This is a genomic window from Streptomyces sp. NPDC090088, assembly GCF_044747345.1.
In the GTDB taxonomy this organism is placed as follows: domain Bacteria; phylum Actinomycetota; class Actinomycetes; order Streptomycetales; family Streptomycetaceae; genus Streptomyces.
The window spans coordinates 431,065-452,880 of record NZ_JBIVDZ010000001.1 but is presented as its reverse complement, the minus strand read 5'-3'; the positions used below and the strand labels follow the sequence as shown (position 1 = coordinate 452,880).

19 protein-coding genes and 2 pseudogenes are annotated in these 21,816 nt (G+C 69.4%); 13 read left to right on the top strand and 8 right to left on the bottom strand.

What is annotated here, in order from left to right:
- Positions 1-341: 341 nt before the first annotated feature.
- On the bottom strand, positions 342-1,631 hold the full coding sequence (locus ACIPSJ_RS02155; RefSeq protein WP_351690840.1) for a citrate synthase: 1,290 nt from the start codon (positions 1,629-1,631) through the stop codon (positions 342-344).
- Between the two features lie 178 nt (positions 1,632-1,809).
- A complete protein-coding gene (locus ACIPSJ_RS02150) occupies positions 1,810-4,098 on the bottom strand; it encodes an ATP-dependent RecD-like DNA helicase (protein ID WP_401342789.1) in 2,289 nt (762 codons plus the stop codon).
- Positions 4,099-4,341: 243 nt separating this feature from the next.
- On the opposite strand from ACIPSJ_RS02150, the gene ACIPSJ_RS02145 reads away from it, so the two are divergent.
- Positions 4,342-7,089 (top strand): P-loop NTPase fold protein, encoded by a 2,748-nt coding sequence (locus ACIPSJ_RS02145; protein ID WP_401342787.1) that lies wholly within the window; start codon positions 4,342-4,344, stop codon positions 7,087-7,089.
- 211 nt (positions 7,090-7,300) lie between these two features.
- Here the strand turns inward: ACIPSJ_RS02145 and ACIPSJ_RS02140 are convergent.
- Positions 7,301-7,842: pseudogene (locus ACIPSJ_RS02140) on the bottom strand (DUF5753 domain-containing protein); the annotation flags it as partial.
- On the opposite strand from ACIPSJ_RS02140, the pseudogene ACIPSJ_RS02135 reads away from it, so the two are divergent.
- Positions 7,789-7,985: pseudogene (locus tag ACIPSJ_RS02135) on the top strand (ATP-binding protein); the annotation flags it as partial. The pseudogenes ACIPSJ_RS02140 and ACIPSJ_RS02135 overlap by 54 nt on opposite strands.
- Positions 7,986-7,997: 12 nt before the next feature.
- Here ACIPSJ_RS02135 and ACIPSJ_RS02130 read toward each other — a convergent pair.
- Both ACIPSJ_RS02130 and ACIPSJ_RS02125 read right to left on the bottom strand, forming a co-directional pair.
- Positions 7,998-8,732: an SDR family oxidoreductase gene (locus ACIPSJ_RS02130; RefSeq protein WP_393533410.1), complete on the bottom strand. Its 735-nt coding sequence runs from the start codon at positions 8,730-8,732 to the stop codon at positions 7,998-8,000.
- Positions 8,729-8,998, bottom strand: a complete 270-nt coding sequence (locus ACIPSJ_RS02125) for an Atu4866 domain-containing protein (protein ID WP_401342785.1) — start codon at positions 8,996-8,998, stop codon at positions 8,729-8,731. Before ACIPSJ_RS02125 ends, ACIPSJ_RS02130 begins: the two co-directional genes overlap by 4 nt.
- Before the next feature lie 139 nt (positions 8,999-9,137).
- Between ACIPSJ_RS02125 and ACIPSJ_RS02120 the strand changes: the two genes are divergently transcribed.
- The 4 genes from ACIPSJ_RS02120 to ACIPSJ_RS02105 all read left to right on the top strand — a co-directional run bounded on the left by ACIPSJ_RS02120 (position 9,138) and on the right by ACIPSJ_RS02105 (position 12,891).
- Positions 9,138-9,965: a helix-turn-helix transcriptional regulator gene (locus ACIPSJ_RS02120; protein WP_401342783.1), complete on the top strand. Its 828-nt coding sequence runs from the start codon at positions 9,138-9,140 to the stop codon at positions 9,963-9,965.
- Between the two features lie 87 nt (positions 9,966-10,052).
- Positions 10,053-10,994 (top strand): CPBP family intramembrane glutamic endopeptidase, encoded by a 942-nt coding sequence (locus ACIPSJ_RS02115; protein WP_401342781.1) that lies wholly within the window; start codon positions 10,053-10,055, stop codon positions 10,992-10,994.
- Between the two features lie 100 nt (positions 10,995-11,094).
- Entirely contained in the window at positions 11,095-11,877 is a 783-nt protein-coding gene (locus ACIPSJ_RS02110) for a VOC family protein (protein WP_359222483.1), read from the top strand.
- 126 nt (positions 11,878-12,003) lie between these two features.
- Positions 12,004-12,891, top strand: a complete 888-nt coding sequence (locus ACIPSJ_RS02105; protein WP_401342779.1) for a 4Fe-4S domain-containing protein — start codon at positions 12,004-12,006, stop codon at positions 12,889-12,891.
- On the opposite strand, the gene ACIPSJ_RS02100 is transcribed toward ACIPSJ_RS02105, so the two are convergent.
- From ACIPSJ_RS02100 to ACIPSJ_RS02090, 3 genes are read right to left on the bottom strand one after another with little or no spacing between them, the layout of a single operon-like run.
- Positions 12,820-13,431, bottom strand: coding sequence for a GNAT family N-acetyltransferase (locus ACIPSJ_RS02100; protein WP_401342777.1), 612 nt, complete (start codon positions 13,429-13,431; stop codon positions 12,820-12,822). The two genes, ACIPSJ_RS02105 and ACIPSJ_RS02100, sit on opposite strands and share 72 nt — an antisense overlap.
- 49 nt (positions 13,432-13,480) lie before the next feature.
- Positions 13,481-13,651 carry a hypothetical protein gene (locus tag ACIPSJ_RS02095; protein ID WP_401342775.1) on the bottom strand — a complete coding sequence of 57 codons (171 nt, stop codon included), beginning with the start codon at positions 13,649-13,651 and terminating at the stop codon, positions 13,481-13,483.
- Positions 13,648-14,220 carry a dienelactone hydrolase family protein gene (locus ACIPSJ_RS02090; protein WP_359222488.1) on the bottom strand — a complete coding sequence of 191 codons (573 nt, stop codon included), beginning with the start codon at positions 14,218-14,220 and terminating at the stop codon, positions 13,648-13,650. The genes ACIPSJ_RS02095 and ACIPSJ_RS02090 overlap by 4 nt, the downstream gene beginning before the upstream one ends.
- 81 nt (positions 14,221-14,301) lie before the next feature.
- Between ACIPSJ_RS02090 and ACIPSJ_RS02085 the strand changes: the two genes are divergently transcribed.
- From ACIPSJ_RS02085 to ACIPSJ_RS02055, 7 genes are all read left to right on the top strand, one after another.
- Positions 14,302-14,940, top strand: a complete 639-nt coding sequence (locus ACIPSJ_RS02085; protein ID WP_401342772.1) for an ArsR/SmtB family transcription factor — start codon at positions 14,302-14,304, stop codon at positions 14,938-14,940.
- A 124-nt stretch (positions 14,941-15,064) separates the two neighbouring features.
- Positions 15,065-16,129 carry a LacI family DNA-binding transcriptional regulator gene (locus ACIPSJ_RS02080; RefSeq protein WP_359222491.1) on the top strand — a complete coding sequence of 355 codons (1,065 nt, stop codon included), beginning with the start codon at positions 15,065-15,067 and terminating at the stop codon, positions 16,127-16,129.
- On the top strand, positions 16,126-17,676 hold the full coding sequence (locus ACIPSJ_RS02075) for a sugar ABC transporter ATP-binding protein (protein WP_359222492.1): 1,551 nt from the start codon (positions 16,126-16,128) through the stop codon (positions 17,674-17,676). The genes ACIPSJ_RS02080 and ACIPSJ_RS02075 overlap by 4 nt, the downstream gene beginning before the upstream one ends.
- Positions 17,666-19,612 (top strand): substrate-binding domain-containing protein, encoded by a 1,947-nt coding sequence (locus tag ACIPSJ_RS02070; protein WP_359222493.1) that lies wholly within the window; start codon positions 17,666-17,668, stop codon positions 19,610-19,612. The genes ACIPSJ_RS02075 and ACIPSJ_RS02070 overlap by 11 nt, the downstream gene beginning before the upstream one ends.
- A 91-nt stretch (positions 19,613-19,703) precedes the next feature.
- On the top strand, positions 19,704-20,717 hold the full coding sequence (locus ACIPSJ_RS02065; protein WP_401342769.1) for a ribokinase: 1,014 nt from the start codon (positions 19,704-19,706) through the stop codon (positions 20,715-20,717).
- The gene (rbsD, locus tag ACIPSJ_RS02060) at positions 20,714-21,103 is read left to right on the top strand and encodes a D-ribose pyranase (protein WP_401342767.1); all 390 of its coding nucleotides are present in this window, start codon (positions 20,714-20,716) and stop codon (positions 21,101-21,103) included. The genes ACIPSJ_RS02065 and rbsD overlap by 4 nt, the downstream gene beginning before the upstream one ends.
- 198 nt (positions 21,104-21,301) lie before the next feature.
- Positions 21,302-21,814: a peptidase inhibitor family I36 protein gene (locus tag ACIPSJ_RS02055; protein ID WP_401342765.1), complete on the top strand. Its 513-nt coding sequence runs from the start codon at positions 21,302-21,304 to the stop codon at positions 21,812-21,814.
- Positions 21,815-21,816: the final 2 nt, after the last annotated feature.

Here is a 21,816-nt window from a genome sequence, read left to right as displayed (position 1 = left end):
GATGCGTCTTGGGGGGCGCTGACCTGGCATCTGGGGATGTCTTGGGGGACTTCCTCAGAGATGCGTTGCCGGGGCACGTACGACGGGAAGCTTTGAGCGGCCCTCCCGTGCCGTGCGCGTCCCGGCAGATCGCACCGCATCACTGGAGCACGACAAGTAGTACGACGAGTTCTGCTCGTTGTGCTCAAAGCAGCGTTTCAGGCGCTGCCGTACCGAGCGCCCGGCCGGATCCCGTGGGGGGAATCCGCACCGGGACACGGGAAGGCGCCCTGGTCGCCGGCCCGTGGGGGGACCGGCGCTCCAGGGCGCCTTCTGCTATGCCCGTGTGCCTAGCGGCGCGTTCAGCGCTCCTCGACCGGCACGAAGTCGCGCTCGACGACGCCCGTGTAGATCTGGCGCGGACGGCCGATGCGGGAACCCGGCTCCTTGATCATTTCCTGCCACTGGGCGATCCAGCCCGGCAGGCGGCCGAGGGCGAACAGGACCGTGAACATCTCGGTCGGGAAGCCCATGGCACGGTAGATCAGACCCGTGTAGAAGTCGACGTTCGGGTAGAGGTTGCGCGAGACGAAGTAGTCGTCGGAGAGCGCGTGCTCCTCCAGCTTCAGCGCGATGTCCAGCAGCTCGTCGGACTTGCCGAGAGCGGAGAGGACGTCGTGCGCGGCCGACTTGATGATCTTGGCGCGCGGGTCGAAGGACTTGTAGACCCGGTGGCCGAAGCCCATCAGGCGGACGCCGTCCTCCTTGTTCTTCACCTTGCGGATGAAGGAGTCGACATCGCCGCCGTTGGCCTGGATGCCCTCCAGCATCTCCAGGACGGACTGGTTGGCGCCGCCGTGCAGCGGGCCCCAGAGCGCGGAGATACCGGCGGAGATCGACGCGAACATGTTCGCCTGCGAGGAGCCGACCAGGCGGACCGTCGACGTCGAACAGTTCTGCTCGTGGTCCGCGTGCAGGATCAGCAGCTTGTCCAGGGCCGAGACGACGACCGGGTCCAGCTCGTAGTCCTGCGCCGGCACCGAGAACGTCATGCGCAGGAAGTTCTCCACGTAGGAGAGGTCGTTGCGCGGGTAGACGAACGGGTGGCCGACCGACTTCTTGTACGCGTACGCGGCGATCGTCGGAAGCTTGGCGAGCAGCCGGATCGTGGAGAGGTCGCGCTGCTTCGCGTCGAACGGGTTGTGGCTGTCCTGGTAGAAGGTGGACAGCGCCGAGACGACCGACGACAGCATGGCCATCGGGTGCGCGTCGCGCGGGAAGCCCCGGTAGAAGTTCTTGACGTCCTCGTGCAGCAGCGTGTGCCGCGTGATCTCGTTCTTGAACGTGGTGAGCTCGTCCACGGTCGGCAGCTCACCGTTGATCAGCAGGTAGGCCACCTCCAGGAAGGTGGAGCGCTCCGCCAGCTGCTCGATGGGGTATCCGCGGTACCGGAGGATGCCCGCCTCGCCGTCGAGGTAGGTGATCGCGGATTTATAGGCAGCGGTGTTCCCGTAGCCGCTGTCCAGGGTCACAAGGCCGGTCTGCGCCCGGAGCTTCCCGATGTCGAAGCCCTTGTCGCCGACGGTGCTGTCGACCACCGGGTAGGTGTACTCGCCGTCGCCGTACCGCAGTACTACAGAGTTGTCGCTCACGTCTTCCCTCACCGACGTAGTGCCTCATCTTCGAGGTGCCCTGACTGTCTCTACCATCCCCCATTTGGCTCAGGAGAGTGCACTCGGGGTCGACCATTGGGCCTATCGGCGGCACTCAGTGCCGCCAACCTGCTCATCCTGCCCCCTTGTTTCCTCATCTGGAAGAGCCTTGTGACCTTCACGACTCATTTGATCGATCATTTTTTGTGATGCGTGGCGTCGAGAGCCTGAAGTCGAGCGCCGTACAGCGCCGGCCTGCGGACACCGTGCGCACCGCCTGCCCGATCGCCTTCCGCGAACCGACGAGGACGACCAGCTGCTTGGCCCGCGTGACGGCCGTGTAGAGCAGATTCCGCTGGAGCATCATCCACGCTCCGGTGGTGACCGGGATCACCACGGCGGGATATTCACTTCCCTGGGAACGATGGATGGTCACCGCGTAGGCATGGGCCAGTTCGTCCAGTTCGTCGAAGTCGTACGGCACCTCCTCGTCCTCGTCCGTCAGCACGGTGAGGCGCTGGTCGACCGGGTCGAGCGAGGTGACCACGCCCACGGTGCCGTTGAAGACACCGTTCTCGCCCTTCTCGTAGTTGTTGCGGATCTGGGTGACCTTGTCGCCGACCCGGAAGACCCGCCCGCCGAACCGCTTCTCGGGCAGTTCGGGGCGGGCGGGGGTGATGGCCTGCTGGAGGAGTCCGTTGAGCGTGCCCGCCCCGGCCGGCCCGCGGTGCATGGGCGCGAGCACCTGCACGTCCCGCCGCGGATCGAGCCCGAACTTGGCCGGAATCCGCCGGGCGGCGACGTCCACCGTCAGCTTCCCCGCCTCCTCCGTCTCGTCCTCCACGAAGAGGAAGAAGTCCTTCATGCCGTCGGTGACGGGCTGCTGTCCCGCGTTGATCCGGTGCGCGTTGGTCACCACGCCGGACTGCTGCGCCTGCCGGAAGACCCGGGTGAGCCGGACGGCGGGGACGGGGCTCTCCTCCGCGAGCAGGTCCCGCAGCACCTCACCGGCCCCCACGCTGGGCAACTGGTCGACATCGCCCACGAAGAGCAGATGCGCGCCGGGCGGCACGGCCTTGACGAGCTTGTTGGCGAGCAGCAGGTCCAGCATCGACGCCTCGTCCACCACCACCAGGTCGGCGTCGAGCGGCCGGTCCCGGTCGTAGGCCGCGTCACCACCCGGCTTCAGCTCCAGCAGCCGGTGCACGGTCGACGCCTCCGCGCCGGTCAGCTCGGCGAGCCGCTTGGCGGCCCGGCCGGTGGGCGCCGCCAGCACCACCTTGGCCCGCTTCGCCCGCGCCAGCTCCACGATCGACCGCACGGTGAACGACTTGCCGCAGCCCGGCCCGCCGGTGAGCACAGCCACCTTCTCGGTCAGCGCGAGCCGGACGGCGGCCTCCTGCTCGGGGGCGAGATCCACGCCCGTACGGTCCTTCAGCCAGGCGAGCGCCTTGTCCCAGGCGACGTCCCGGAACACCGGCATCCGGTCCTCACCGGTGCGCAGCAGCCGCAACAGCTGGGCGGCGAGGGCGACTTCGGCCCGGTGGAAGGGGACGAGGTAGACGGCGGTGACGGGTTCGGCGTCGGGGGTGGGGCCGGGGAGTCTCTCCCGTACGACCCCGGGGTCCTCGCCGTCCTCCGGAGGCGCGGCCAGCTCGGCGAGGCAGTCGATGACCAGACCGGTGTCGACCTGCAGCAGCTTCACCGCGTCCGCGATGAGCCGCTCCTCCGGGAGGTAGCAGTGCCCCTGGTCGGCGGACTGCGACAGCGCGTACTGCAACCCCGCCTTCACCCGCTCCGGACTGTCGTGCGGGATCCCGACGGACTGGGCGATCTTGTCGGCGGTCAGGAACCCGATGCCCCACACATCGGCGGCGAGCCGGTAAGGCTGGTTCTTCACCACGGAGATCGACGCGTCGCCGTACTTCTTGTAGATCCGCACCGCGATCGACGTCGACACCTCGACGGTCTGCAGGAAGAGCATGACCTCCTTGATCGCCTTCTGCTCCTCCCAGGCGTCGGCGATCTTCCTCGTCCGCTTCGGCCCGAGCCCCGGCACCTCGACCAGCCGCTTCGGCTCCTCCTCGATGATCCGCAGGGTGTCGGTCCCGAAGTGCTGGGTGATCCGGTCGGCGAACACCGGCCCGATGCCCTTGACCAGCCCCGACCCCAGATAACGCCGCATCCCCTGCACGGTGGCCGGCAGCACGGTCGTGTAGTTCTCGACGGTGAACTGCTTCCCGTACTGCGGGTGCGACCCCCACCGCCCCTCCATCCGCAGCGACTCCCCCACCTGCGCACCGAGCAGCGCCCCGACCACCGTGAGCAGATCACCGGCGCCTCTGCCCGTGTCGACCCGGGCCACCGTGTAGCCGTTCTCCTCGTTGGCATACGTGATGCGTTCGAGCACGCCTTCGACGGTGGCGAGTCGTCGTTCGCCTGTGGGGGTCCCCGCCTGGTCAGCCATGAACCGACGGTACTGGTGGGGACTGACAGTCAGGGACGGGGTGTGGTTTTCGGTGCCGATCGAGGCGCCGCCCTCGCGTACGTCCTGCTGGAGGCGCTTCTGCAGGGCCCGCTCATGATCCTCTTACGAGCCCCGGCCGATTCTCCAAGAATGCCGCCAGATGCGGTTTGTCTGGATCATAATCAGACAAGCCGCACCACTGGCGGGTTCTGCCGCTTGCTGAATCATTCTCGGAGGACGCGCATGCCGCAGGCTCGTGGTCAGGACATCTGGGACAGGGCCTTCGAAGACGCCATTGCACCGGACGGAGCCAACCGGAAAGCCTACGAGAAGGCGGTTGCGAACTGGCTGCGCGAGGACACCGTTCGCGTGCTGCTGGGCCGACAATCCGAAGCGGTCGCCGCGGCGGTACGCAACGCCCTGCTGGAACCCTTCCACGCACGCCAGGTACTGCGCCAGTTCGAGGAAGAGATTACCCAATACTTTGCCGCACTGGACGCCTACAGGGCAGCAAAGGCGGAAATCCGGTCAAACACCCAAGGGATCTTTCGGAAACCTTCGACGTGGGCATATCTGGCCATAAGCACGGCTTTCGCTTTCGCATTCATCAAGTCCTGGGGTTTCCTCCTCGGATTCGCGGGCATGATCGCTTTGATCGTCATTTTCGGCTCGCAGTCCGCTTACACCATGAGGCGCCGAACCCGACAGAATCGAGCCAGGACCCCGCGAACGCCGGCGTTCACACTTCTGGCACATTCGATGGAATCCGCCTTTTTCTGGGCCTCCAGCAGTAGCGCCAGGAGGTTCTGGCACCGGAGTATGCGCCTACGCACACCGCTCGCATATGTGCACTACGTGGTCGAGCGGCTGAATTACGATGGAGTTCACCCAGAATCCGGCATACCCAGTTCCGTCGGCCTTCGGCTCACGGCCGACCGGGGCCGCGTTGTCCCGTGGCGGGTGGCTGTCGAGCTGAACCAGAAGATCTCACAACTGGACGGAGGGACACTCGCGCTCAGCGGGCCACGCGGTTCAGGGAAGACTACGTTGCTGGAGGGCGCCCTCACCATCGCGACCTTGCCCGTCTACGCTCACGCACCGGCCAGCTACGCACCACAAGAGTTTCTACTGAATCTTTTTGTCGATGTCTGCGAAGGCTACCTGCGAATGCGGGGGATTTCGGTCCCGTCCTATAAAAGAGTATCCGTTCTCTTCGGCAGTGGGCGGGTGCGCGCCGTTCACCGGGGCACCTTGATATGGCGCTGCATCATCTGTCTCATGGCGGGAGGAATTCTAGTCATTGCCGCACGGGGTGGAGCGGCGTGGATCACACAGGCTCGGGGGTTCGATGTCGATTCCCGGACTTTGAGCTTATGGAAAAACATCTCTCATTTCTACGCGGAGACGGTCAGCGGACAGCATCCTTTCACCCTGATAATTCTTGGGATCTCGGCATTCCTTGCCCTCCGGGTCGCCATAGTGAAGAGCCTTGTGGACTACCTGCGCTTCACTCTGCGGGCAACCTACCTGCTGGGTGCCATCATTGCAGCATATGTCGTCATGGCGCCCTACGGAAGCGTCGAAGAAATCTTCCATTCACTGCCCTCCCTCCGGAGCGTCGGCAACATTGACGACAATCCGATCGCAATACTCATCGTGCCGTTCTCCATCGACATCGGGCTCCGCATCGGGCGCCATCGGATCTCTCCGGAGAAGTCTGAAATCTGGGCCCAGGGAGTCGTCACCGGCTACATTCTGTCCTGCCTTTTCGTGCTTCTCCACTACTCGCAGGGCGGCGAACATGTTCCAACCGTAGAGGCTCAGGCACTCATCCGACTCACCCTGGTGGTAGCTGCTACTGCGCTTGCTTTCGCCGCGCTGAGAAGCCCCAGGCGTCGCGCATATCCGCTCGCCCGCCAGTGCCGGGACCAATTGCATCGCCTCCGCACTGTGCAGACCAAGACGACATCCTGGAATCCCACGGTTCAGCAGATCAGCAGCCTGGCAGGCGGTTCATCTGCCACATATTCAACCCTTCCACCGAATTATCCTGAGTTGGTGTCGGAGTTTCGTAGACTGCTGAGCAGCATCGCTCACGAGATCTACGAGGAACATGGGACATGCATTATTGCGGTCGATGAACTGGACAGACTCGGGAGCGCAGACGCCGCGATCAGCTTCCTCAATGAACTCAAGACGATCTTCGGGATCCCATACGTTCATTTCTTGCTCGCGGTTGCCGACGACGTCGGAGCCACCTTCGTGCGACGCGGTCTGCCCAATCGGGATGCCACGGACTCGACTCTGGATGACATCGTCCACGTGATCTATTTCAACCTGGACGAAGCACGCGCGCTCCTGCTTCGCCGCGTTCCGAATCTGGGAGATTCCAACATTCTGTTTGCGTACGCGCTCTCCGGCGGGCTCCCGCGGGATCTGGTCCGCTATTGCCGACGCATCGTTGACCTGCACCGGACCGTCCCCGTAGAGTCTACGGAGAGTGTGGTACGGCTCCTGGCGGCCGAAGAGATGACACAGGTGCTCGGAGGTTTCCGCCTCCTCTTGGCGAAACTTCCGCTGACGCCACAGGGTGGGGCAGCCCTTCATCTGCTGCGCAGGCTGATATTCGAAACCCGAACCGGGCGACGGCCGAGCGTGACATCGCTTGAGGAATCCCTCACGGCTTTGGTGCATCATGGCCAGGCAGTGCCTCTCGCTGACGGTGCCCGCGGCCTCCCCGACGAAGAAGGCGCCCTCATAGCCGAGGCAGCGACATTCGCCTATTTCCTGCTCACCGTCCTGCGGATCTTCATCAGTCCTGATCTGATGAGCAGAGTACGCAGGACGACGCCGGCAGGATGGCGCGGTCATCCGGCACATTTGGCTGAGGCCCGCCTGGAACTCGGAGTCTCTGCCTACAGCGCCCAGCACGTAATCAACGCCATACGCGATGCATGGGGAATGGAAATACTTCTGGGTGACGCACCCTGAGAGCGATGGCCACACCGTGAGCGTCTCCGGCTCCGCGTCCCGAATGACGCCGACGGTTGAGCCGCGTCAGGGGTGGGGGTGCGACGCCTTCAGGGCTTCGAGTGGGGAAGGTGAGGGTGGCTCTGGCCGGGACCTTGGTGTCGCGGACGGCTGTGTGGGCCATCGCCTTCGCCCGAGTACGACGACTTCCGCCAGGTGTCCGTGAGGCTCCTCACAGCTCTTTCGTCAGGTTGTGGATGAAGTCACGCGACCGTACGGGTTCGAGTGATACATCCTCTACCCTGCGGAAACGCGTTCGATAGACGTTGAGCTGAGACTCGGAGTGTCCAACTTGGCCACGGAGCCGCCCACGTAGGTCATGGTGCTTGAAGCCGTGGCGAATCCGTCCAGATCGAGCGGGATGACGCGCAAGGTGATGTGGTCCGCCTCCGAAACCTCAACGAGCCTTTTGAACTGAGCCCGGCAGGCAGATCGGTCACGGACCCTGATGCGCAGGGCCGACTCGTGGATCACCAACTCGTGCGGGATGGCGATCTGCTGGCGTCGAAGCCGGTGCCGGACACGCAACTCCAGTTCATCAGAGGTGAGTTCAGGCAGCCTGGACGAGAAGACTGCGCGGGCGTAGTCCTCCGTCTGCAGCAGCCCCGGCACGTGCAGGATCGCGACGTGACGCTGGAAGCGGGCGTGGTGCTCCAGTTCGGCACCCTCCGGATCGGGGCGTGGGACGCGGACCCGGAACCGCCGGAGCCCCCCGTGCCGTTGCGGCGGCTCGGGGAGCTGGAGGAGGGGCGGGGCTGGCGCTCGTACGGGCCTGTTCGGACCTGTGGGGCTGGCAGCCGCTGTCGAGGTACGGGAACCGGGGCAAGTACGTGTGGTGCGAGCTGGCGGCGGCGTAGGGCGCGAGCCGGTTACTGGGCGCTCGCGGTGGGACGTACGACGATCTCGTTGACGTCGACCTGCGGCGGCTGGGAGACGGCGTGGGCGATGGCCGCGGCGACGGCGGAGGCGGGGAGCGCCACCGCGCGGTAGGTCTTCATGGCCTCGCGGGCGGCGGGGTCGGAGATGCCGTCGGCGAGTTCGGACTCGGTCACGCCCGGGGAGACGAGGGTGACCCGGATGTCCCCGGTGGACTCCTGGCGCAGCCCCTCGGAGATCGCGCGGACCGCGAACTTGGTGGCGCAGTAGACGGCGGCGGTGGGAGAGACCTCGTACGCCCCGACGGAGGCGATGTTCACGAAGTGCCCGCCGCCCTGGGCACGCATCACGGGCAGCGCGGCGGCGATACCGTGCAGGACACCCCGCACGTTGACGTCGATCATCCGGTCCCACTCGTCGGTCCTCAGCGCTTCCAGCGGCGAGAGCGGCATCACGCCGGCGTTGTTGACGACCACGTCCACGCGGCCGTAGCGCTCGCGGGCGGCGGAGACGAAGGACCGGACATCGGCGGCGTCCGTGACGTCCAGGCGCCGGAAGGCCGCGGTGCCGCCCGCGGCGGTGATCTCCTCGGTGAGTGTTTCGAGGCGGTCGGTGCGCCGCGCTCCGAGGAACACGCGGTGGCCGTCGGCGGCGAGCCTGCGGGCGGTCGCCTCGCCGATCCCGCTGCTCGCTCCGGTGACCGCCACGACCTTGGCTGCGTCTGTCATGCCTGCTGTTCCTCTCGGTAGAGCACGAGGTGCTCGTGGTGGAGCACGCCGTCGCGGATGTCGCCCGTCGCGGTGAAACCGGAGTCGTCGACGTAGTCGATATGGCGGCCGGTGACCGTGTAGCTGCCGGTGTAGGCGCTGCGCCGGCTGCCCCGGGCCTCGTCGTAGCGGCCGTCCGCCCGCAGCTCCTGGCGGATGTGACCGTCGGCGGTCACCCACATTCCGGCCACGTCGGCACGGTCCTCGTCCGTCGTGTTCTCGGTCATGACGGCCTCTCCTCGTCCACGGGTGCGGATCTGTCTCCCGGCCGAGTCTGGGCAGGTCGGAGGCGGTCGACCAGGGTGTCCGCTGCCTGGGTGCGGTACGCCCAGGCAGCGCACCGGCCGCGCGGCCTAGCCTGGGGACATGCCCGACAACCACCTGGGAGAGTTCCTGCGCGCCCGCCGGGCGGGCCTGCGGCCCGAGGACGTCGACATGGCGAGCTACGGCGTGCGCAGGGTCGCCGGTCTGCGCCGTGAGGAGGTCGCGGTGCTGGCGGGCGTGAACGTGGACTACTACACCCGCCTGGAACAGGGACGTGAGCGTCATCCCTCGGCCGCCGTCGTCGACGCGCTCTGCCGCGCGCTGCGGCTGGACGCCGACGCCCACGCACACCTGCACCGGCTGGCCGGGACGGTGCCGAGTGATCTGTTCGCCCACACCACGGACCGTGTCGACCCCGCCCTGCGCCAGCTGATGGACGGCTACCCGGGCGCCCCCGCGTTCGTCGTCAACCGGACCTTGGACGTCTTGGCCGGCAACGCCTTGGCCGAGGCCATGCACTCACCCTTCGAGCAGGCGGACAACCTCGCCCGCATGGTCTTTCTCGACCTGGCGGGCCGGCAGTTCTACACCCGGTGGGGCCAGACGGCCCGGACCACCGTGGGCCACCTGCGGCAGGCGGCCGGCCTCGATCCGGACCACCCACGGCTGCGTGAACTCGTCCGCGTGCTCACCGCACACAGCGCGGACTTCACCCGCTGGTGGAACACCCACGCCGTCCACGGCAAGACCCGGGACGCCAAACACCTCCTCCACCCGGACGTCGGTCCTCTGACCCTCACGTACCAGGCGTTCGACGTACGGAACGCTCCGGGCCAGCAACTCGTCGTCTACCAGGCCGAACCCGGCAGCCCGAGCGCCCAGGCCCTGGCCCTGCTCGGCTCCCTGCACGCGACCACCACCGCGCTGTAGCCCGGCGGCCCCGGTACAGCCTGCTGTACCGGCATTCGGGGCGTGCGCGGCAATGTTCGGCGAGGGCCGCGCTGGTGTGCTGGGGGCATGACGATCACCGGTATTCCGCAGGTGCGGAGCATGTCCGCGCCGCTGCGTTCGCGTATCCGCCGCGCTCCGCTGACCTGGTTCTTCTCGCTGGCGATGGGGCTGAGCTGGCTGGCCTGGACGCCGTACATCCTGGGCGGGAACGGGGTGGGGGTGTGGGGCTGGAGCTTTCCCGGCGGGGCCGCCGGGAGTCAGTTGCTGGGGGTGCTGCCGGGTGCGTATCTCGGGCCGATCGCGTCGGCGTTGTTCGTCACCGGGATGACGGAGGGGCGGGCCGGGCTGCGGGCGTGGCGGGGGCGGATGACGCGGCTGCGGGTGCGGTGGCGGTGGTTCCTGGTCGTGGCGGTGTCCGTGCCCGCCGCGCTGACCGTCGCCTCGGCCGCGCTGACCGGCCAGGACCCGGTGCTGCCCCGGGCCGCCGTGCTCGCCGCGTACCTGCCGGGGCTGATCATCCAGATGGTGACCACCGGGCTCGCGGAGGAGCCGGGCTGGCGCGAGTTCGCGATGCCGCACATGCAGCGCCGGTACGGTCCGCCGGTCGCCACCCTCGTCGTCGGGCTGCTGTGGGGCGCCTGGCACCTGCCGCTGTTCCTCACGGAGTGGGGTGGCGGGCCGCATGTCAGCCCGACGCGGCCGCTGGAGTTCATGGCCACCACGCTCGCCTTCAGCTACGTGATGACCTGGGTCTTCAACCGCTCCCGCGAGAGCATGCCGCTGGTCATGCTGCTGCACACCAGTGTCAACAACTACTTCTCCCTGGCCTGGACGGACATGTTCCCGCACGCCACGGTCGAGGACACCGGCCACGCCTTCCTGCTCGCCTCGGTGCTGGCGGCGGCCGTCGTGCTGGGCGCGACCCGGGGGCGGCTGGGGCTGCCGACCACGCCGCCGTCCACGCGACCGTCCACACGGTCGTCCACACGGTCGTCCGCGCAACCGTGACCCCGACCGTCACAACCCTCTCCCCTCGGGTGGCGGGATCCGCCGCGGGCGGTGATGGTGGGCGGCGGGGGACTTCACCGCGCGCAGGGGAGACCTGGAAATGCCCGAGATCACTGCTCCGTACCCGACCGGCACCCCGTGCTGGGTCGATCTGATGGCGAAGGACCAGCAGGCGGCGCTGGACTTCTACCGTGACCTGTTCGGCTGGGAGGGCTCGGTCGGCGAGGCCGAGTTCGGCGGCTACGCCGTCTGCACGCTGCACGGCAAGCCGGTGGCCGGCATCGGCGCGGCCATGGCCCCCGAGGGGCAGCCGGAGCCGCCGACCGTCTGGACCACCTACCTGGCCAGCACCGACGCGCAGGCCACCCAGGACACGATCGTCTCGGCGGGCGGCACCCTGCTGGCCCCGGTGATGGACGTCGGCGGCCTCGGCCGGATGCTGATCGCCGCCGACCCGCAGGGCGCGGTGTTCGGGGTGTGGCAGCCGGGTGACTTCCACGGCGCGGGGCTGGTCAACGAGCCGGGCACGCTGATCTGGAACGAGCTGAACACCAGCGACGTACTCGCCGCCACCGGCTTCTACGGCGAGGCCTTCGGCATCGAGATCCAGCCGATGGAGGGCGCCGGCGGGAACTACTGGTCGCTGAACGTCGGCGACCGGGGCGTCGGCGGTGCCGCCCGCCTCGGCGACGACCGGCCCGGCACCCCGCCGCACTGGCTGACCTACTTCGCCGTCGACGACGTCGACTCCACCGTGGACGCGCTGGTCAAGCGGAACGGCACCGTGTTCGCCCCGCCGTTCGAGATGATGGCCGGCCGCATGTCCGTGGTCGCCGACCCGCAGGGCGCGGTCTTCGCGGTCTTCAAGCCGAAGCCGATGTAGGCAGCCGCCCGGCAGAGCAGCCCCCTGCCGTAAGCACCAGGTCCCGACCCCCTTCCGCTTTCCGTACCGCCCGGGCTACCCCTGAGGTGACCGCCGGTACGGACAGCGGAAGGGGACGGGCCGACCATGGGACACGAACAGGCCGCACACGGCTGGCAGGTGGACGGGCGCTGCACGAACTGCGATGTGGCGCGGCAACTCGCCCCCGGTCTGATCGGTGAGGCCGGCGGGCGTTCCGTCGTACTGCGCCAGCCGCGCGACGCGACGGAGACCGGGCGCTTGCACGCGGCCGCGCACGCCTGCCCCACCCGGTCCGTCCGTCCCCCGGGCGGCCGGCCGGACGCGGCCCGGGACCCCTTCCCGCTCCCCCTGGACGACACCGTGCGGCTGTGCGGGCACAACTCCCCGCACACGGCCGGCGCCAACTCCTACCTCCTCCACCGCCCCGACGGCACGTCGATGATGGTGGACACCCCGCGCTGGAGCCCGGCCCTCGCCACCCGCTACGAGGCACTGGGCCCGGTCACCGACGTCCTGCTCACCCACCGCGACCACGCCGCGCACGGCCGCCGGTACGCCGACCGCTTCCACGCCCGGCTCTGGATCCACGAGGGCGACCTCGACGCCGCCCCGGAGGCCGACCGGGTGCTGCGCGGCACCGAACCGGCCGAGATCGCGGACGGCGTCCTCGCCCTCCCCTTCCCCGGTCACACCCGGGGCAGCGTGCTCTACCTCGCCGACGACCGGTACTGCTTCAGCGGCGACAGCTTCTACTGGTCCCGTACGACGGCGGACCTCGAAGTGGCCGACAGCGTCACCTGGTTCTCCGTCCGCGAACTGGCCGCGTCCCTGACCCGGGCCGCCGGCCGGCTGCGCTTCGAGTGGCTGCTGCCGGGGCACGGGGACCGGCGCCGTCTGCCCCACGAGGAGATGACCGCGCGGCTACGACGGTTGGCGGTCCGTACCGGCCGACTCCGGCCCCGGCCGGTCGACTTCGGGGCGGTGCGCTGGTGAAGGTCGTACACCGAACCACTGCTCGGCGCCGAACTCCTCGAACCGTGCCGCCTCGGTGAAGCCCAGCTTCAACGCGAGGCGCAGCGCGCGGTCGTTGGCGGTCTGGGTGCAGAGCACCACCGGCTCGCCGGGGAGTTCGCCCGCGCACCAGTCGAGCACCGCCGCGCACGCCTCGGCGGCGTAGCCGTGGCCCCACGCCTCGGGCAGGAACAGATAACCGATTTCGGCCTCCCCGGCACCCGCACCCGGCCCCTGACGGACGTGGCCCGGCCGCGCCGCGTCCCGCCGGTCCAGCGTGACCATGCCGATCATCGCCCCGTCGAGATCGGCCACGAAACAGCCGGGGCGCCGCCCGGGCACCTCGGGCACCGCCCGTTCGAGCTCCTCGCGCGGCCGGGGGCCGCCGGTGTAGGCGCCCACCTCCGGCGAGGCGAAGAGCTGGACGAACGCCGCCCGGTCCCGGGCGGCGGACTCGCGGAGCACGAGCCGATCCGTGCTGATCGGGGCGGGCGGCCAGGCCACGGGTCCGAGTCCGGTCATGGCGGGCAAGCTATCGCACGCCGTCGGCTCGTCGCTGCGGTCGGGTGCGTCACCGCCGGCGATGGACGAGACCGCGCGCGTAGGCCGCCAGGAACACCAGGTAGAGGGCGGACACCGTGATCGCCCAGGCCGGGGGAAGCTTCCCGCCGGCGATCAGGGAACCTTCCATGAGGACGACCAGGAGCAGGAGCGCGCCGTCGCGTATCTCGGCGCGCGTCATGTCCGGGCGTCGAGGAAGTCGACCGCCCGCCGGGTCAGGAGCTTGGTGGCGTCCGGGTCGTGGTCCGGCAGCGAGCTGTCCGCGAAGAGGTGCCGGTCGCCGGGATACAGGAACAGCTCCGCGCCGGCGTGGCCGGCGACGAGGGCGTGGGCGGCGTCGGCGTCCTCGGCGAAGAACGGGTCGGCTTCCATCGCGTGGACCTGCACCGGCACCTCGCCGGGCCAGGCCGCGCCGAACTCCGAGACCGGGACGCAGGAGTGGAACAGGAGCGCGCCCCGTGCGCCCGCCCGCGTCTGCGCCAGCTTCTGGGCGGGCAGCACACCGAGCGAGAAACCGGCGTAGACGGCATCCCTCGGCAGCGGTTCGGCCGCGCGGACACCGCGCTCGGTGAGTTCACCGAAGCCGATCCGCCCGACCTCTTCGAGGCCCTCCTCCAGGGAGCCGAAGGTGCGGCCCTCGAAGAGGTCGGGCGTGTGGACGGTGTGGCCGGCCGCCCGGAGTTCGTCGGCGAAAGCGGCGACCCCCGGGGTCAGCCCCTGCGCGTGGTGAAACAGTACGACCTCTGCCATGCCCGAACTCCCTACGTGCGGGTTTGCCTGCGAGGCCACCTGCCGGTGGCGAATGATCCGGAAGTTTAGAATAATCGAGGAGTGTCGAACAATACCCGTCTCCCCGACTACGACCTCGCCGACATCACGGACGTGACCACCCCGGCCCAGCTCCGCGCGCTGGCCGGCCCGCTGCGCGACGCCATCCTCGAACTGCTCCTCGAACGCGCCGCCACCGTGACCGAACTGGCCGCCGCGCTCGACCGCCCCAAGAGCACGATCGCGCACCACGTGAGCGTGCTGATGGACGCCGAGCTGCTGAAGGTGGTGCGGACCCGCCGGGTACGGGCCATCGAGGAGCGCTACTACGGCCGTACCGCGCGCATCTTCCGCGTCGGCAGGATCAGCCCGGCCGACGGGGTCACCCCGCCCTACGGCACCAACGATCTCGTCACCGCGGCGACCGAGTCGGTCCCCGCGCACGAGGCGGACCAGCTCTCCTCGATCGTGCGGTACGTGCGGATCCCCCGGGAGCAGGCCCTCGACTTCTGGATGCGGGTGCTGGCGCTCGCCAACGACTACGCGCAGCTCCCGCGCACCGGCGACGTGGTGTACGGCTTCGCGGCCGGACTCTATCCGACCGAGCGCCCGGCGCTGCCGGAGGCCGAGCCCGCGGATGCGGACACGGAGGCGGAGGCGGAGGCGGAGGCGGACACCGACACGGAGGCGGAGGCCGGCTGACCCTTCGCGAGGGTCACGATTGGATTTCAGCCACCCTCTCCCCCTTGCCGCCCCGCCGTGTAATCGATTCCAATCCTCGTTACGCACATGCGTGTAATCGATTCCACGAGGAGGTGGAACGGCGATGGCGAGCATCAAGGACGTCGCCGCCGAGGCAGGCGTCTCCGTCGCCACGGTGTCCCGGGTCCTGAACGACCATCCGTCGGTCAGCGACGAGGCCCGCGCCCGGGTCCTGGCGGCCGTCGCGGCGCTGGGCTACCGGCCGAACGCCGTCGCCCGTTCCCTGCGCACCGACCAGACCCACACCCTCGGCCTGGTCATCAGCGACGTGCTCAACCCGTACTTCACGGAACTGGCCCGCTCGGTCGAGGAAGAGGCCCGCGCGCACGGCTACAGCGTGATCATCGGCAACGCCGACGAGCGGCCGGAACTCCAGGACCACCACGTACGGACCCTGCTCGACCGCCGTATCGACGGCCTGCTCCTCTCCCCCACCGACGGCGGCTCGCCGCTGATGCTGGAGGCGGCGCGGGGCGGGACGCCGATGGTGTTCGTCGACCGGTGGATCCCGGGCGTCGAGGTGCCGGTGGTGCGGGCGGACGGGCGGGCCGCCATCCGCGACCTCGTCGCGCATCTGCACCGGCTGGGGCACCGCCGGCTCGCGATCATCGCCGGACCGGCCGCCACGACCACCGGCAGCGAGCGGGTGCGGGCCTTCCGGGAGGCCCTCGCCGAGTACGGCGTCCCCCTCCCGGACGCCTACATAGGGCAGGGCGACTTCCAGGCGGAGAGCGGGCGGCGGGTCACCGAGGGGTTCCTCGACCTGCCCGAGCCGCCCGAGGTCGTGTTCGCCGCCGACAACCTGATGGCGCTGGGCGCGCTGGACGCGGTGCGGGCGCGGGGGCTTCGGGTGCCGTGTGACATAGCACTCGCGGCCTTCGACGACATCCCCTGGTTCGTCCACACCGACCCCCCGGTCACCGCGATCGCCCAGCCCACGGGCGAGCTGGGCCGGGCCGCCGTACGCGCGCTGATCGACCGGATCGAGGGGCGGCCCCCGCAGTCCGTCACCCTCCCCGCCCGGCTGGTCGTACGCCGCTCGTGCGGTGAGCCGGACACCCCTCAAGAGCTGTCCCCAGAGCTGCCCCAAGAGCTGTCCCCCTCCCCAGTGCAAAGGAGCACGACGTGAGCAACCCGGACGAGTTGCTGCGCATCGAGGGCATACGGAAGTCCTTCCCCGGCGTGGTCGCGCTCGACGGCGTCGACTTCGATCTGCGCCGGGGCGAGGTCCATGTGCTCCTCGGTGAGAACGGCGCGGGCAAGAGCACCCTCATCAAGATGCTCTCCGGCGCCTACACGCCCGACGAGGGGCGGATCCTGGCCGGCGGCGAGGAGGTGCGCATCCATGGTGCGCAGGACTCCGAGCGGCTCGGGATCGCCACCATCTACCAGGAGTTCAACCTGGTCCCCGATCTCACGGTCGCCGAGAACATCTTCCTGGGACGGCAGCCGCGCCGCTACGGGATGATCGACCGCAAGCGGATGGAGGCGGACGCCGAGGTCCTGCTGAAGCGGGTCGGGGTGAACGTCTCGCCCCGCGCGCGGGTCCGTGAACTCGGCATCGCCCGGCTCCAGATGGTCGAGATCGCGAAGGCGCTCAGCCTGGACGCCCGCGTGCTGATCATGGACGAGCCGACGGCCGTGCTCACCTCGGAGGAGGTGGAGAAGCTCTTCGCGATCGTGCGGCAGCTGCGGGAGGACGGCGTCGGGATCGTCTTCATCACCCATCACCTGGACGAGATCGCCGCTCTCGGGGACCGGGTGACCGTCATCCGGGACGGGAAGTCGGTCGGACAGGTGCCGGCCACCACGCCCGAGGACGAGCTGGTACGGCTCATGGTCGGGCGGTCCATCGAGCAGCAGTACCCGAGGGAGCGCGCCGAGACCGGTGCCGCGCTGCTGTCCGTGGAGGGGCTGACCCGGGACGGGGTCTTCCACGACGTGAGCTTCGAGGTTCGCGCCGGGGAGGTCGTGGGGATCGCCGGGCTCGTGGGGGCGGGTCGTACGGAGGTCGTACGGGCCGTGTTCGGGGCCGATCCGTACGACAAGGGGGCCGTGAAGGTCGCCGGTACGGCGCTGCGCCGGGCCGACGTCAACGCGGCCATGACGGCCGGGATCGGGCTCGTGCCCGAGGACCGCAAGGGGCAGGGCCTGGTCCTCGACGCCTCCGTGGAGGAGAACCTCGGGCTGGTCACGCTGCGCAAGGCCACCCGGGCCGGGATCGTCGACCTCAAGGGCCAGCATGTGGCCGCCGAGCGGATCGCCGGGCAGCTGGGCGTGCGGATGGCCGGGCTGGAGCAGCACGTGCGCACGCTGTCCGGCGGCAACCAGCAGAAGGTCGTCATCGGCAAGTGGCTGCTCGCCGACACCAAGGTGCTGATCCTCGACGAGCCGACGCGCGGTATCGACGTCGGCGCGAAGGTCGAGATCTACCAGCTGATCAACGAACTGACGGCGGCGGGGGCCGCCGTACTGATGATCTCCAGCGATCTGCCCGAGGTCCTCGGCATGAGCGACCGGGTGCTGGTGATGGCCCAGGGCCGGATCGCGGGCGAGCTGACCGCCGACGAGGCCACACAGGACTCCGTGATGGCGCTCGCCGTCAGCAACCCCGCCCCGACCGACACGACGGACAAGACCGACACGACTGGCAAGGAGGCCGCTCGTGGCCACTGACACGCTCAAGAACCGCACCACGGGCGGCGGTGGCGCCGCGGGCGTGCGCCGGCTGCTCCTGGACAACGGCGCGCTCACCGCGCTGATAGTCCTCGTCATCGCCATGTCGGCGCTGTCCGGGGACTTCCTCACCACGGACAACCTGCTCAACGTCGGTGTCCAGGCGGCCGTGACGGCCATCCTGGCCTTCGGTGTCACCTTCGTGATCGTCGCGGCGGGCATCGACCTGTCGGTCGGCTCGGTGGCGGCCCTGTCGGCCACCGTGCTGGCGTGGAGCGCCACCCAGCACGGCGTGCCGGTGTTCCTCGCCGTGGTGCTGGCCGTCGCGACCGGTGTCGCGGCCGGTCTGGTGAACGGTTTCCTGATCGCCTACGGCAAGCTGCCGCCGTTCATCGCGACGCTCGCGATGCTGTCGGTGGCACGCGGTCTGTCGCTGGTGATCTCCGAGGGCTCCCCGATCGCCTTCCCCGACTCCGTCTCGCACCTCGGCGACACCCTCGGCGGCTGGCTGCCGGTGCCTGTGCTGGTCATGATCGTCATGGGGCTGATCGCGGCCTTCGTGCTGGGCCGGACCTACATCGGTCGTTCGATGTACGCGATCGGCGGCAACGAGGAGGCCGCGCGCCTGTCCGGACTGCGGGTCTCCAAGCAGAAGCTCGCCATCTACGCGCTGTCCGGGCTGTTCGCGGCCGTCGCCGGCATCGTGCTCGCCGCCCGGCTCTCCTCGGCGCAGCCGCAGGCCGCCAACGGCTACGAGCTGGACGCGATCGCGGCGGTCGTGATCGGCGGTGCCTCGCTGGCCGGCGGTACCGGCAAGGCGTCGGGCACGCTGATCGGCGCGCTGATCCTCGCCGTGCTGCGCAACGGCCTCAACCTGCTGAACGTGTCCGCGTTCTGGCAGCAGGTGGTGATCGGTGTCGTCATCGCGCTCGCCGTCCTCCTGGACACCGTCCGCCGCAAGGCCGGAGCCACCCCGCTCGCCGCCGGTACCGGCGGGAACAGGGGCAGGCAGGCCGGGACGTACGCGCTCGCCGCGGTCGTCACCGTGGCGCTGGTCGCCGCGACCTCGCTGCTGCACACCGGCTCCTCCTCCGCCAACCCGAAGATCGGCCTGTCCCTGTCCACCCTCAACAACCCCTTCTTCGTGCAGATCCGGTCCGGCGCCCAGGCCGAGGCGAAGAAGCAGGGCGTGGACCTGACCGTCACCGATGCCCAGAACGACGCCTCGCAGCAGGCCAACCAGCTGCAGAACTTCACCAGTTCGGGCCTCGGCGCGATCATCGTCAACCCGGTCGACTCGGACGCGGCGAGCAACTCCGTGAAGGCCGCCGACAAGGCGGACATCCCCGTCGTCGCCGTCGACCGGGGCGTCAACAACGCCAGGACGGCGACCCTGGTCGCCTCCGACAACATCGCCGGCGGCGAGCTGGCCGCCAAGACCGTCGCCGAGAAGCTCGGCGGCCACGGCAAGATCGTGATCCTGCAGGGCCAGGCGGGCACCTCCGCCGCCCGGGAGCGCGCGCAGGGCTTCGCGAACGGCCTCAAGGCCTACCCGGGCATCCAGGTGGTCGCCCAGCAGCCCGCCGACTTCGACCGCACCAAGGGCCTCGACGTGATGTCGAACCTGCTCCAGGCCCACCCGGACGTCCAGGGCGTCATCGCCGCCAACGACGAGATGGCGCTCGGCGCGATCAAGGCGCTGGGCTCCAAGGCCGGCACGTCCGTCCCGGTGGTCGGCTTCGACGGCACTCCGGACGGCCTGGCCGCGGTCAAGAAGGGCACGATGTACGCCTCGGTCGCCCAGCAGCCCAGCCAGCTCGGGAAGATCGCCGTGGACAACGCGCTCAAGGCGATCCAGGGCAAGTCGGTCGAGTCGGCGGTCAAGGTCCCGGTGAAGGTGATCACCAAGGACAACGTGGCCGGGTTCACGGGCTGAGCCACCGGGGAGGCGGCCGGGCTGTTGAATTGAGGCCCGGCCGCCTCGATTCACGCGCGTCATGCGCGTCATGCGCAGAGGGAGTCATGTGATGTACGACTACGACCTGCTGGTCGTGGGATCGGCCAACGCCGACCTGGTGATCGACGTCGAACGCCGACCCGCCGCCGGGGAGACGGTGCTCGGCGGCGACCTCGCCACGCACCCCGGCGGCAAGGGCGCCAACCAGGCGGTCGCGGCAGCCCGGCTCGGCGCCCGTACCGCCCTGCTGGCCCGGGTCGGCGACGACGCGCACGGCAGGCTGCTGCTGGACTCGCAGCGGGCGGCCGGGGTGGACACGGTGGGCGTGCTGGTGGGCGGGGCGCCGACGGGCGTCGCGCTGATCACCGTGGACCCCTCCGGCGACAACAGCATCGTGGTCTCGCCGGGCGCGAACGCGAGGCTCGCCCCGGCCGACATAGGCTCCGCCTCCTGTCTCTTCCACGCCTCCCGGGTGGTCTCCACGCAGCTGGAGATCCCGCTGGAGACGGTGCTGGAGGTCGTACGGAACCTGGCTCCCGACAGCCGTTTCGTCCTCAACCCCTCGCCGCCGCAGCCCCTTTCGGGGGAGATCCTGGCGGCCTGCGACCCGCTGATCGTCAACGAGCACGAGGCGAAGGTGATCCTCGGCGAGGCGTGCGTGAGCGAGGACCCGGTCGACTGGGCGCGGATCCTGCTCGCGAAGGGCCCGAGGTCGGTGGTGGTGACGCTGGGCGCGGAGGGCGCGCTGGTCGCCGACGGCGACGGTGTCGCGCACGTCCCCTCCGTGAAGGTGGACGCCGTCGACACCACGGGGGCCGGGGACGCGTTCACGGCGGCCCTCGCGGTACGGCTCGGGGCGGGCGAGCCGCTCGCCGACGCGGCGGCCTACGCGGCCCGGGTCGGGGCGGCGGCGGTGACGCGGCGGGGCGCGCAGGAGTCGTACCCGACGGCGGCGGAGGTCGACGCGCTGTGCTGTGCCAACCCGGGGGACGCTCTGTCCGACAGCGGCTCCGTCGCGGGCCGGACCCCCGGCCGGGGGTCGGAGATCTGGCCCGGAGCGGACGAGCGAGGCGGAACACTGTGAAGAAGGCGGGAATCCTCAACCGTCATCTCTCCGGCGCGCTCGCCGAGTTGGGGCACGGGCACGGGGTGCTGGTGTGCGACGCCGGGATGCCGATCCCGCACGGGCCGCGGGTCGTGGACCTCGCCTTCCGGGCCGGGGTGCCGTCCTTCGCGGAGGTGCTGGAGGGGCTGCTGGCCGAACTCGTCGTCGAGGGCGCGACGGCGGCGACCGAGATCCGCGCGGCCAACCCGGCCGCCGCGAAGCTCCTGCACGGCCACTTCCCCGCCCTGTCCCTGGTCCCGCACGAACACCTCAAGGACCTGTCGGCGGACGCGCGGCTGATCGTCCGGACCGGCGAGGCCCGGCCGTACGCGAACGTGCTGCTGCGGTGCGGGGTGTTCTTCTAGGGCCGGGCCCGAACGGAGCTCAAGGCGGGTGCGGAGCAACGGATTCCCGCTCCGCACCTGGGACTTTTCATCCCGGTGAAACGTGATGGCCCCGCTCTGTCCCTGTTGGCAGGATCGCTCACCACCGTTGCAATCGCCCCTTGTGTCCCGAGGGGCGAACTTCGGCAAGCCAACAGCCCGAGAAAGAGGGAATCCCCGATGAGATCCTTCCGCTTAGCCGCGGCGCTCGCCGCCACCGCTCTGGCCGTGTTACTCGGCCTCTCCCTTCCCGGCAGCGCCGCCGCCGCGGACGCCCACACCGCCCCGGCCGCCAGGCCGGCCGCCGCCGCACCGCAGGCGGCCCAGGCCACCTCCTCCGACGAGGTCTCCCCGCAGGCCATCGGGGACTGCCCGAGCACCTACTTCTGTTTCTGGGTCAACTCCGGCTACGGCGACGGGCCGGGCAAGTTCTCCGGCGCGAACGACAACTGGGGCGACTACAGCCACTCCACCTGCGCCAGCGGCACATGGAACAACTGCGCCTCGTCCGGGTACAACCACGGCACCAGCGGCCTGGGCGTCGAGGTATGGAACGGCACCGGCTACACCGGGCTCTCCTCCTGCCTGCCCAAGGACTGGTCCAACAGCAACTTCGCGAACCTCGTCTGGCCGGGCTCGAGCACCAGCTTCAACGACTCGATCAGCAGCAACTACTGGACCTCACTCTGCTGACC

Bases quoted from the DNA above. Each gene is read 5' to 3' on its own strand.
- ACIPSJ_RS02150 (WP_401342789.1), bottom strand. From the start codon at position 4,098: ATGGCTGACCAGGCGGGGACCCCCACAGGCGAACGACGACTCGCCACC.
- ACIPSJ_RS02080 (WP_359222491.1), top strand. From the start codon at position 15,065: ATGGCGAGCATCAAGGACGTCGCCGCCGAGGCAGGCGTCTCCGTCGCC.
- ACIPSJ_RS02130 (WP_393533410.1), bottom strand. From the start codon at position 8,732: ATGACAGACGCAGCCAAGGTCGTGGCGGTCACCGGAGCGAGCAGCGGG.
- ACIPSJ_RS02065 (WP_401342769.1), top strand. From the start codon at position 19,704: ATGTACGACTACGACCTGCTGGTCGTGGGATCGGCCAACGCCGACCTG.
- ACIPSJ_RS02055 (WP_401342765.1), top strand. From the start codon at position 21,302: ATGAGATCCTTCCGCTTAGCCGCGGCGCTCGCCGCCACCGCTCTGGCC.
- ACIPSJ_RS02115 (WP_401342781.1), top strand. From the start codon at position 10,053: ATGACGATCACCGGTATTCCGCAGGTGCGGAGCATGTCCGCGCCGCTG.
- ACIPSJ_RS02100 (WP_401342777.1), bottom strand. From the start codon at position 13,431: ATGACCGGACTCGGACCCGTGGCCTGGCCGCCCGCCCCGATCAGCACG.
- ACIPSJ_RS02120 (WP_401342783.1), top strand. From the start codon at position 9,138: ATGCCCGACAACCACCTGGGAGAGTTCCTGCGCGCCCGCCGGGCGGGC.
- ACIPSJ_RS02105 (WP_401342779.1), top strand. From the start codon at position 12,004: ATGGGACACGAACAGGCCGCACACGGCTGGCAGGTGGACGGGCGCTGC.
- ACIPSJ_RS02125 (WP_401342785.1), bottom strand. From the start codon at position 8,998: ATGACCGAGAACACGACGGACGAGGACCGTGCCGACGTGGCCGGAATG.
- ACIPSJ_RS02095 (WP_401342775.1), bottom strand. From the start codon at position 13,651: ATGACGCGCGCCGAGATACGCGACGGCGCGCTCCTGCTCCTGGTCGTC.
- ACIPSJ_RS02090 (WP_359222488.1), bottom strand. From the start codon at position 14,220: ATGGCAGAGGTCGTACTGTTTCACCACGCGCAGGGGCTGACCCCGGGG.
- ACIPSJ_RS02110 (WP_359222483.1), top strand. From the start codon at position 11,095: ATGCCCGAGATCACTGCTCCGTACCCGACCGGCACCCCGTGCTGGGTC.
- ACIPSJ_RS02145 (WP_401342787.1), top strand. From the start codon at position 4,342: ATGCCGCAGGCTCGTGGTCAGGACATCTGGGACAGGGCCTTCGAAGAC.